At 71.7% G+C, this 10,372-nt stretch carries 9 protein-coding genes; 2 read left to right on the top strand and 7 right to left on the bottom strand.

Annotation, left to right across the window (positions count from 1 at the left end; all coding sequences use genetic code 11):
• On the top strand, positions 1 to 775 hold a 775-nt coding region (locus tag D7X55_RS28045; RefSeq protein WP_147470235.1), incomplete at its 5' end, for an isopenicillin N synthase family oxygenase.
• 4 nt (positions 776 to 779) lie between these two features.
• Here D7X55_RS28045 and D7X55_RS28040 read toward each other — a convergent pair.
• From D7X55_RS28040 to D7X55_RS28010, 7 genes are all read right to left on the bottom strand, one after another.
• On the bottom strand, positions 780 to 2,144 hold the full coding sequence (locus D7X55_RS28040; RefSeq protein WP_121724655.1) for a ferritin-like domain-containing protein: 1,365 nt from the start codon (positions 2,142 to 2,144) through the stop codon (positions 780 to 782).
• 69 nt (positions 2,145 to 2,213) lie between these two features.
• A complete protein-coding gene (locus D7X55_RS45535; protein WP_304988904.1) occupies positions 2,214 to 3,206 on the bottom strand; it encodes a ferritin-like domain-containing protein in 993 nt (330 codons plus the stop codon).
• 525 nt (positions 3,207 to 3,731) lie between these two features.
• Positions 3,732 to 4,982 carry a hydroxymethylglutaryl-CoA synthase family protein gene (locus tag D7X55_RS28030; RefSeq protein ID WP_121724654.1) on the bottom strand — a complete coding sequence of 417 codons (1,251 nt, stop codon included), beginning with the start codon at positions 4,980 to 4,982 and terminating at the stop codon, positions 3,732 to 3,734.
• 41 nt (positions 4,983 to 5,023) lie between these two features.
• Complete coding sequence (locus D7X55_RS28025; RefSeq protein ID WP_120548587.1) at positions 5,024 to 6,061, bottom strand: zinc-binding dehydrogenase; 1,038 nt, start codon at positions 6,059 to 6,061, stop codon at positions 5,024 to 5,026.
• A 46-nt stretch (positions 6,062 to 6,107) separates the two neighbouring features.
• Positions 6,108 to 6,854 carry a CoA-transferase subunit beta gene (locus tag D7X55_RS28020; protein WP_121724653.1) on the bottom strand — a complete coding sequence of 249 codons (747 nt, stop codon included), beginning with the start codon at positions 6,852 to 6,854 and terminating at the stop codon, positions 6,108 to 6,110.
• The gene (locus D7X55_RS28015) at positions 6,851 to 7,651 is read right to left on the bottom strand and encodes a CoA transferase subunit A (RefSeq protein WP_121724652.1); all 801 of its coding nucleotides are present in this window, start codon (positions 7,649 to 7,651) and stop codon (positions 6,851 to 6,853) included. Before D7X55_RS28015 ends, D7X55_RS28020 begins: the two co-directional genes overlap by 4 nt.
• The gene (locus D7X55_RS28010; RefSeq protein WP_121724651.1) at positions 7,648 to 8,337 is read right to left on the bottom strand and encodes a TetR/AcrR family transcriptional regulator; all 690 of its coding nucleotides are present in this window, start codon (positions 8,335 to 8,337) and stop codon (positions 7,648 to 7,650) included. Before D7X55_RS28010 ends, D7X55_RS28015 begins: the two co-directional genes overlap by 4 nt.
• A 199-nt stretch (positions 8,338 to 8,536) precedes the next feature.
• Here D7X55_RS28010 and D7X55_RS28005 point away from each other — a divergent pair.
• Positions 8,537 to 10,372: PAS domain-containing protein (locus tag D7X55_RS28005; RefSeq protein ID WP_121724656.1), on the top strand; the 1,836-nt coding region annotated here is incomplete at its 3' end.

The raw sequence follows: 10,372 nt of genomic DNA, 5'->3' as shown, positions 1-10,372 counted from the left end.
CTTCTTCCCCGTGGGCGGGGAGCTCACGTCGGGCCGGCCGGACCGCAAGGAGGGGCTGTACTTCGGTTCGGAGCTGCCGCCGGACGACCCTCGCGTGCGCGCCGGCACGCCGCTGCATGGACCGAACCTGTTCCCCCGGGAGCCGGCGGAGCTGGGCGGCGCGGTGCTGGAGTACATGGCGGCGCTGACGTCGCTGGGACACGCGTTGATGTCCGGCATCGCGCTCAGCCTGGACCTGGAGGCGGACTTCTTCGCCCGGAGGTACATGGCGGATCCGACGGTCCTGTTCCGCATCTTCAACTACCCGCCGGGCCCGGAGGCGGACGCGCAAGGGCTGCCCGTGTGGGGCGTGGGCGAGCACACTGATTACGGCGTGCTCACCATCCTCAAGCAGGACGACGCGGGCGGGCTCCAGGTGAAGACGCGCCAGGATGGCCACACGCGCTGGGTGGACGCGCCTCCCCTGGAGGATTCGTTCGTGTGCAACATCGGCGACATGCTCGACCGGATGACTCGCGGCGTGTACCGCTCCACGCCGCACCGGGTGCTCAACCGCGCGGGCCGCGACCGGCTGTCGCTGCCGTTCTTCTTCGATCCGGGCTGGACGGCGGAGGTGCGCGCCATCGACTCGCCCGCGCTGAAGGGCGCGGGCGCGGATGACCACGCGGAGCGGTGGGACCGCCAGAGCGTGCACGCCTTCCAGGGCACCTATGGGGACTACCTGCTCGGCAAGGTGGGGAAGGTGTTCCCCGACCTGCGCTCGGAAGTGCTGTAGCGCCTCAGGCCCAGAGCGACTGCTCCAGCGAGTCGAGCAGCGCCGCCGCGACCTCCGGCGAAGGCAGCCCGGCGTCCGTGATGAGCTCGGGGGCGAGCGGCACGGCGACCTCCTCGCGCAGGATCTTGATGGCCTGCCGCCTGGCGGCGTGGAGGGCGGCCCGTGCCTCCGTGGACAGGCCGGGCAGGGCCCATGCGTCGATGTCCCAGGACAGGGCCGCGTGCCGGGTCTCGTCGTCGGCGATGCGTGCCATGGCCTCTCGGATCTCCGGATCTCTCGCGTGCACGGCCTGGTGGTGCGCCACCAGCGCGCCATAGGTCTCCCTCACGCAGCCCTCCACGGTGTTGTCGAGCAGCACCTCGCCCCATGGGCGCAGCGGCAGGTCCGTGACGGCGGGCCGCACCGGCGTCGCGCCGAAGCGCCAGGCCAGCCGCAGGGTGACTTCCGTGTGCCGCACCTCGTCCGCCGCGCTGGTGAGCGCCGCGTCCTGCAACGCGGAGCCCGCGCCATGCAGGGCCAACTCGTCGCGCAAGCGCAGGAAGGCGTGGATGGCGGCGGCCTCCAGGCGGGCTGCCTTCGCGAAGTAGCTCCCCCTCGCGTCTTCGCAATCACCGCCCCCGGAGACCTGGAGCCCCACGGGCCTGCGGCCGGCGACACAGTCGGGCGTACCCGCCTTGAGGGGGAACTTGCCCACCTCCGTGACCACCCCGTCCGGCGTCACTTCCAGGTCGTGCCGGGTCTCGTACACGTTCGTCTCGCAGTCGTAGTCCTGGATGCTGACGACGCTGAACGTCCCGTCCGGAAGCGCCCGCACCTTGCCGCGCTCGTAGGCGGGGTAGCTGCACAGGGCGTAGCCCGAGGCATAGGCCAGGAGCGCGGCCTCCTCCGGCGTGTCGATGCTGCCGAGCAGGGCCCGGACGGCGTCCGCGGTCGTGTACGTCGTCACCTCATCGCCGCGGGTCGTGACGAGGAATCCCTCGGCGCACTCGGAGCTGTAGCCACAAAGCCTCGGGAAGCCGCGTGTGACGTCCAGCGCTTCGAGCTGGTCCAGGCACGCCTGGGAATTGGAGGCGGTCGCGCAGGGCTCACCCTCGGACGTCTTGAGCACAATGGGAGGGAGCGTGGGCGGGCCCCAGCGTCTGACGGTGCGCAGCTGGAGCACGTCCGGAGCCGGGGCCACGGTCAGGCCCGTGATGGCGGGGTAGCCGTTCACGCAGGCGACGTCCGAGTGCTGGCTCAGGTCGACAGGCCCGGGTTCAGGCGATGGCTCCACGACAGGTTCTCCCTGACATCCTGTGAGCAGCAGGGGCGTGGCCAGGGAGACCCGCAGGGCGTGGGAGAAGAGCGTCCGCAGCCGATTCACGTTCATTGAGTCCCTCGAAGGAAGTGTGGGCCTCCTTTGGACACGCGACTCCGGCCGCGTGGGACATGGGCTTTCTCAGGCCCAGAGCTCCGGTTCCAGCGAGTCCAGCAGCGCCAGTGCCACCGCCGGTGAAGGCAGCCCCGCCTCCGCGCTCAGGCGCGCGTCCAGCGGCACGGCCACCTCCGCGCGCAGCACGGCAAGCGCCTGACGCCGGGCCTCCTGGAGGGCGGAGCGCTCCTCCAGGGACAGCCGGGGCGCGGCCCACGTGTCGATGTCCCATGACAGGCCCGCGTGGCGGGTCTCGTCCTCGGCGATTCCCATCATGGCCTCGCGGATCTCAGGGTCCTCCGCGTGCAGCGCCTGATGGTGCGCCACCAGCGCGCCGAACGTCTCCCGCACGCAGCCCTCCACGGCGTTGTCGAGCAGCACCTCGAACAACGGCCGTGGCGGCACGTCCGCGACGGAGGGCGGGGGAGGGACTGCGCCGAAGCGCCGTGCGAGCCCGCCGGTGAGGTCCGTGTGCCGCACCTCGTCCACCGCGCTGGCGAGCGCCGCGTCCCGCAGTGCCTCGTCCGCGCCGTGGAGGGCCAGTTCCTCGCGCAGCCGCAGGAAGGCCTGGACGGACGCGGCCTCCAGGCGGGCGACGTCCGCGAAGTAGCGGCCTCGCGCGTCCTCGCAGCCACCGTCTTCTGTCGCATGGAGCCCCACGGGCCGCCTCCCGATGACGGGACAGTCGTTGCGTGGCTTCTGCGCGAGCTCGCGGCTCACCTCGCGCATCTCGCCGGAGGCCGCGACCCGCACCGTGTGCCGCAGGAGGCCCTTCTTCTCGCAGACGCTGCCCGTGTATCCAATGACGTCGAAGCCACCCTCGGGCCTGGCCGTGATGCTCCCGGCGTCCTGGCGCGACTCCCGGGAACACGAGTCGTAGCCGGCGGCGAAGGCCATGAGTCCGGCTTCCTGCGCGGTATCGATGGTCCCCAGCAGCGAGCGAAGGGATTCCAGCGAGCTGACCGCGGCCACGTCGTCACCGCGTGTCACCGCGAGGAAATAGGCACTGCACAACTGCACACAGCCCTCATGGAAGCCTTGGGGCCTCGCCAGGTGCTTCAAGGTGTTCAGGCAGGCGCCCTTGTTCTTCGCGCCGTGACAGGCGGTCCCCTCGGCGACCAGGGGAGTCCCCTCGGAGGCACCATCCTCCCGCCATGGGATGTAATGGATCCTCCTCAGCTCCATGAAATCCGGCGCGCGAGCAATCGTCAGCGGGCGGAGCAGGGGAAACCCATCCCTGCATTCGAGCGCCACGGGGGCTGGGACATCCCCCGTCCGCCCGGCATCGGGTGCGTGGCTGACCGTCGACGTGGGAGTGACCCTGGGCTTGGGCGCATGTGCGAGCGGCTTGACGTCGGACTCTGCCTGACATCCCGAGAGCAGCAGGGGAGTGGCCAGCGAAGCCGTCAGGGCTCGTGAGAACAGGCGACGCAGCCGGTGCGCATTCATGGGGACTCCCGGAAGGAGCCCTCGACGCTACCAGCTGGAATGCGCGAAACGCGAACGGGCGATGCACGCGGCAACGCGCGCATCGCCCGTGAAGCTTTACGCGCCCGCGTACTTGCGGCGGAACTCGTGGATCTCCGCCAGCCGGAACGTGCCGGGCTCCGGTGCAATCGCCTCCGGCGCGTCGTAGGGCAGGTTCATCAGCCGCTCGTACTCCTCCACCGACACGCGCTCGCGCTTCGCCAGCACCGTGTCCAGGTCCGCGCGGGCCATGCGCTCCGCGGCCTTCTCACCCACCACGCCGGAGTAGAACTCCGCGCAGGAACCGCTGCCGTAGGACAAGAGGCCAATCCGCTGACCCGCCAGCGCCGCAGCCTCCGCGTGCAGCTGCCCCGCGAGCGCCAGGTACAGCGACGCCGTGTAGACGTTGCCCACCCGCGCGTTCAGCCCCAGCGACTTCGCCACCTGCGCGTCGTAGCTGGCCTGCGACTTCGCCGCCTCGTCGCGCGCCTCCGGCGTGGCCGGCCCGCTGCCCGAGTCCTCCAGGTCGCACAGCCGCACCTGCGCGTGCGCCTTGCGCGCCATCTTGCAGAAGGGCACGTGGTACAGGATGCGCGCGAGCTGCTCGCTGGGCAGCTTCGAATCCCACCGCACCAGCCCCTGCTCCATGGCGCGCTCACGCCAGCCCCGGTACGCGCCCGCCATGGCGTCCAGGTAGCAGGTGATGGAGTAGTGCCCGTCCACCAGCGCCTCGCGCCGGCCCACCGGCCTCCAGAAGTCGTACACGTCCGCGGTGCTCACGCCGTTGAGCCCCACGTCCACCGCCAGCAGGTCCGGCGTCTCCGACACCAGGAGGGCCACCGCGCCGCCGCCCTGCGTGGGCTCGCCCGCCGTCTTCAGGCCGTAGCGCGCGATGTCCGTGCACACCACCAGCGCGGACCGGCCCGCCCCAGCGCCGGAGGCAATCCACTCCACCGCCGCCATCAGGCCCGCCGTGCCGCCGTAGCACGCGTGCTGCGAGTCGAACGTGCGCATGGAGCGCGGCAGCTTCAGAAGTCCATGCACGTGCGACGCGATGGGCTTGGAGTGGTCCACGCCCGTCTCCGTGCCCACCACCAGCATGCCCAGCTTGGACGTGTCCACGCCCTGCTGTTGGATCAGCCGCGCGGCCGCCGTGGCCGCCAGCGACACGGAGTCCTCGCCCGGGTCGTTGACCACCATCTCCTTCGCGCCCAGGCCCGCGGTGAACTTCGCCGGGTCCACGCCGCGCGCCCGCGCCAGGTCCTCGATGTCCACGTACCGCCGGGGGACCGCCACCGCCAGCGCTTCGATTCCAACCCGCTTCTTCATGGGGAACTCCTCAAGTCAAAAGGTCGCGTATGCAGGGGGCCTCAAGCCGCCGGCGGCACCAGCACCAGCCGGCCCGCCACTTCCCGGTTCTCCAGGCGGAAGTGCGCGCGGCTCGCGTCCGAAAGCGCCACCTCCTCCGACACGAACGGGCGGATGAGGCCCTTGGCCGTCAGCCGCAGCGACTCGTCCAGCTCCTCGCGCGTCGTCGCGTACGCGCCCAGGATCTCCAGCTCCTTCACGATGACCAGGCCCGGGTTGAGGTTCACCACGCCGGACTCCAGGTTGCCCACCACCACCACGCGCCCGCCGGGCGCCATGGCCTTGAGCGTCTGGTCGAAGGTGGCGCTGCCGACGATCTCCACCGCCACGTCCACGCCCTGGCCCTGCGTGCGCTTGCGCGCCTCCGAACCGAAGTCCAGGCCGCGCGAGACGATCACCTCGTCCGCGCCGGCCTCCTTGAGGGCCGCCACCTTCGCCTCGCCGGAGGTGATGGCGATGACGCGCGCGCCGTCCACCTTGGCCAGCTGCACGGCCGCCAGGCCCACGCCACCGCTGGCGCCCGTGATCAACACCGTCTCACCGGCCTTCACCTTCGCCCGCGTGCGCAGCGTGTGCACGGCGGTGCCCAGCGTGCAGCACACCGTCGCGGCCACCGCCCAGGGCAGGTCGGACGGCACGCGGCCCAGGCCTCGCACCGGGGCCACCATGAACTGCGCGTAGCCGCCCTGCAGCTCCTCGCCGAAGAAGCGGTTGTCCGTCTTGCACAGGCTGTTGCGGCCGGAGAGGCACAGCGCGCACTCGCCGCAGGACATGCGCTGCAGCGTCGCGGCGCGGTCGCCCACGTTCCAGCCCACCGTGTCCGGCCCCACCTCCACCACCTCGCCGGCGGCCTCGTGCCCCAGGATGGCGGGCACGTGCGTGCGGGGCAGGTTGCCGCGGCGGTTGATGACGTCGTGGTAGCACACGCCGCACGCGTGGACCTTCAGCAGCACCTCGCCCTTGCCCGGCCGGGGCACCGGCACGGTCTCCAGACGCAGGTTCTCTGCACTCCCGAACTGGCGAAGAACGACGGCTTCCATGCGGTGCCTCTTTTCCGTGCTGCTTGAAGGATGGGGAAGAAGTGCTTCAGCCGCCGACGAGCGCGTCGCGCAGGTTGCGGGGGTCCAGCGCGCGGATGGCCGACACCGTGCGCGCGTCCGGAAGGGAGGTGACGGGCAGGGCGTCCGGCACCGCGAACTCGAAGCCGGTCCGCTCGGAGATGCCGTCCACCGAGGCCCAGGGGTGACGCGCCAACAGCCGCGCCCCTCGGGGCCCGCCCAGCTCATACGTACCCAGGTCGGAGATGAGCCGCACCGGACGGCTGGGGTCGCGCGTCGTGGCCACCTGCACCTGCGGCACGAGGTTGCGGCGCGACTGCCGGGGCACCAGCAGCACGGGGTTCTTCACCCACTGGCGCAACGTGGCCGCGCCCGCCACGCCGGGGAACTTGGTGCGAGGCTTGTCCAGGCTGCCCGACGCCGTCATGTTGGTGCGGCCCGCCGGATCCACCTCCGCCGCGCCGAAGAAGACCGTGTCCACCCGGCCGCGCCGAGCGTGGTCGAACAGGTCCGCGATGCTCACCTCCGCGGACCGGCCGTCCAGGTAGCGCAGGTCCTCGGACGACGGGTACAGCTCCGGCAGCTCCGGATCCAACGAACCGACACACGCCAGATACGTCAGCCCCGGCGCATGCGTGGCCCGGGCCACCGCGATGGCCAGGATGACCAGCGGCGACGCCACGCCCGTGGCCACCACCGAGCCGTCCTCAATCTCCCGCGCCAGCAGCGACACCACCGTCTCCGCGGGCGTCGCGTCCACCGTCGTCGCCGTCATGCCGCGCTCCGCGTCGCACGCAGCGACATGAGGAAGCCCTTCGCGTCACCCGCGTCCGCCGCGGCCAGGTAGGCCGCGAGCATCGCGTCGTCATGCGGGTACTGGCCCAGGCACCCGGTGGGCAGCGCGCCGCCGGGAGCCAGCACCACGCGCTCCACCTGGAAGGCGGGGATGGTGACGCGCGCAAGCTTCGGCACGCGCTCCTCCACCGTGGCGATGATCCGCTTCGCCGCGCCCGCGACGAGCAGGTCCGTGGTGGGGTCTTCAATCAGCAGGTTGCCCTTGTCGTCCGCCGCCCGCGCGTGGATGAGCGCGACGTCCGGGTAGTACGCGGGCTCCACCGGCACGCGGCGGCCCGTGAAGGGATCCTCCACCGTGCGCGGCGCGTCCACCTCCGCCAGCTCCGACACGTCCGCGTCCGGCGCGGGGATGAACGGCAGCCCCATGGACGCCGCGCGCAGCCGCTGCACCACGCGGTAGCCGTCGTGCTCGCGCCACTCAAGCTCACCCTGCTCGATGGCCCGCTTGAGGCAGGGCAGGGGACGCACGCGGTTCTCCAGCACCAGCGCGCCGAAGGGCAGCTCCACGCGCTGGAGGCACCCGCCCGCGACCAGGAACTCCGCTGGCAGCGGGTTGGGCAGGGAGATGAGCTGCAGGCCGCGCTTCTCCTGCGCCACCAGCTCCAGCACCAGCGCCATGGGTGCACGGCCCAGCATGAACCCGCCGGCCGCCAGCGACGCGCCGTCCGGGATGGAGGCCACCGCCTCCGACAGGGAACTCCAACGGGCGCGGTTCACTGGGATTCCTCCCCGGAACCGGAGGCGGCGCGCGGCACCATGCGCAGCGCGGGCGCGTCTTCAGTTGAAGGGGCCGCGGCGCTCGCGGCCGTCGCGTTGGACGGAAAGAGCAGCTCCACCATGCCGTCGGCGATCTGCTCCTCGGTGAGGCGCCCGTCCGGCTTGAACCACTTGTAGACCCAGAGGATCATCCCCAGGAACGAGAAGGCCGCGACGGTGGGGTCCACCATGCCGCGCAGGCGGCCCAGGCGGTTGGCCTCCGCGAACGCATCCTCCAGGAAGCGCACGTAGCGCTTCTTGCGCCGGTCGATGTACTCGCGCGCTTCACCGGTGAGCGTGGCGTGCTCGTGGAGGATGATGATGACCTCCTTGCTGCGGCCGCTCGTCACCAGGTGGATGTTCTGGCGCATGCACTGGCGCAGCCGCTCCACCGGATCCGCCACGTCCTGCACGGGCGCGAGGACCTGCTCCTCGAACACGTCCATGCCGTAGTTCATGATGGCGAAGAGCAGCTGCTCCTTGTTCTGGATGTGGTGGTAGAGCCCCGCCTTCGTCATCCGGCACGCGGCGGCGATCTCCTGCATCGACGTGCCCTCGTAGCCGCGCTCGCAGATGAGCCGCGCCGCCGTCTCCAGGATGGCCCTGTACCGCTCGCCCTCGTCCGGTTTGCGCCCCGTGGGTGTCATGCGTGCCTTCCCTCGCCGGCCTGCCTGCTTCCGCCGGGCCAGAAACCACCTACCGACCGGTAGGTCAATTCGCCTACCGACCGGTAGGTAGCACTGGCCGACGCAGGCCGTCAACGGGCAAGTACCTGGGGGCAGGTGGGACAAAAGCTATTGGAAACAAGGACTTGGGACCACCCAGCGGGTTAGGGTGCGGGTCTCCATGCGGTCCACGCTCCTGCCCATCCTGCTCCTGTGCGCCGCGCTGGCGAGCGTGGGGGTGGGGGTCTGGACGCTCGTGAAGCGCAGCCGGACCGCACTGGTGGAGCAGTTCGCCGGGGACCGGCAGAAGCAGCTGGACGAGGCCGTGGGCGGCGTCACCGACTCGCTGGAGGAGGTGGGCCGCAACCTGCGCTTCGCCGGGGAGCTGATGTCCCAGCCGGGGAGCCTGGCGGAGCACCGGCGCGAGCTGCGCGCGCTGCTGGAGGCGGTGGGCCAGTACAAGGCCATCGCGGCGTACGACGGCGAGGGCGCGGAGCGGCTGCTGCTGTTGGACCGGAAGCCGGACGCGCAGGTGTCCCGCGAGGGGCTGGTGGCGGAGATGGCGGGGACGGCGCGCCGGGCGTTGCAGCGTCCGCCGGGGGACCTCACCACGTCCCCCATCCTGGACGCGGCGAACGGCGGCTGGCTGCGCATCCTGGCCACGGCGCTGCCCGCGACGGACGGCAAGCCCGAGGGCGCGGTGGCGGTGCTGGTGGACACGGAGTCCTTCTTCGCGCCGCTGCGCATCGTCACGTCGGACCTGGAGGCGCGGCTGCTGCTCGTGGGCACGCACGGCCAGCCCACGCCCGCGAGCGACCCGGGGCTGGCGGAGTGGTTCCGGCGCGCGGGCCAGAAGGACTCGGACGTGCCGGGCTTCGCGTTCCTCGTGACGCGGCTGAAGGCGGGCGCGCGCGGCATGCTGCCCCTGTCCGAGCAGGAGGCGGAGCGGCTGGGGCTGGGGCGCGCGGAGGTGGTGGCCGTCTACACGCCCATCCGCATGCGCGGCGGCAGCCACTGGGCGGTGGCGACGCTGGTGTCCACCGCGGCGCTGCGCTCGCATGAGCAGGCGCTGGTGGTGCGGCTGCTGGGCGCGGGCGCGCTGGTGGCGTTCTTCCTGGTGGCCTTCGCGGTGTACGTGGTGATTGCGCGGCGGCGCGCGGTGGCGCTGACGGAGAGCCGCCGGCACGCGGCCCAGCTCGCCGCGCTCCATGACCGGACTCGGAAGATCCTGGACCACCTGCCCACGGGCGTCCTCGCGCTCACCGAGGACGGGCGGATCAGCGCCGTCAACCAGGCCCTGCGCTCGCGCGTGCCCGGCAACGTGACGGGCGCGCCGCTGGCCTCCGCGTTCCCCGGTGCTCCGGCGCCGGTGGTGGAGCGGCTGTCCGCGCTGGTGGCGTCCGCGCGCCAGGAGGACCGGCCGCTGAGCCTCTTGGGTGAACCGCTGGCCCTCTTTGGCGAGGAGGGCACGTACAACCTGCACGCGGTGCCGCTGACCGCTGAGGACCCGAAGGAAGAGACGCGCGCGCTGCTGGTGGTGGAGGACCTGAGCGACGTGCGCGCGCTGGAGACGCAGCTGTTGCGCGCGGAGAAGCTGGCCACGGTGGGCGTGCTGGCGGCGGGCATCGCGCATGAAATCGGCACGCCGCTGGGCGTGGTGCGCGGCCGGGCGGAGTACGTCCAGAGCAAGCTGGGCGCCTCGCACCCGCAGGGCCCGGGATTGGGCGTCATCGTCGAGCAGATTGATCGGGTGAGCCGCACGCTGCGCCAGCTGCTGGACTTCTCCCGCCTGCAGCCGGCGATGGTGCGGCCGGTGGCGCTGGGGCCGCTCGTGCGCAGCGTGCATGAGCTCTTGCAGGTGGAGGCGGAGCGGCGGCGGGTGGGCTTGAGCGTGGACGTGCCGGAGTCCGTGCCCGCGCTGGCGGCGGACGCGGATCAGCTCCAGCAGGTGCTGATCAATCTGGCGCTCAACGCGTGCGATGCGTGCAGCGAGGGCGGGAAGGTGGAGGTCTCCGCC

Origin of the sequence: Corallococcus sp. AB049A, assembly GCF_003668885.1 — a bacterium.
In the GTDB taxonomy this organism is placed as follows: domain Bacteria; phylum Myxococcota; class Myxococcia; order Myxococcales; family Myxococcaceae; genus Corallococcus; species Corallococcus interemptor.
Note: the sequence above shows the minus strand (reverse complement) of the source record. Positions and strands in the feature narration are given on the sequence as shown.